This window comes from Marinobacter sp. UBA2498 (genome assembly GCF_002341575.1).
GTDB lineage: Bacteria > Pseudomonadota > Gammaproteobacteria > Pseudomonadales > Oleiphilaceae > Marinobacter > Marinobacter manganoxydans.
Genome location: NZ_DDOI01000080.1, coordinates 11877 through 12130, shown reverse-complemented (window position 1 = coordinate 12130; position 254 = coordinate 11877). Strand labels below are relative to the sequence as shown.

At 63.4% G+C, this 254-nt stretch carries 1 protein-coding gene; it reads right to left on the bottom strand.

Annotated features, from left to right (window positions below):
* A partial coding sequence (locus B2W52_RS10840) for a thiolase family protein (RefSeq protein ID WP_476738528.1) occupies positions 1-254 on the bottom strand: 254 nt, incomplete at both ends.

Genomic DNA, 254 nt, shown 5'->3' with positions numbered 1-254 from the left:
GTTGCCCAGTCCCTCGGCAGTCACGCCGTCACGGGGGCCTTCATCGCGGTCAACGACAATCGGGTCGCCCTTACGCTGGGGAATGGAGACCGGAACAATCTGCCCATCGAAATAGCCGGCTTCGCGAGCGGCGGCGGCCTTCTGCTGGGACGCCGCTGCAAACTCGTCCTGCTCGTCCCGGCTGATGCCGTATTTCTCGACGATGTTCTCGGCCGTGATGCCCATGTGGTAATCGTTGAAGGCGTCCCACAGGC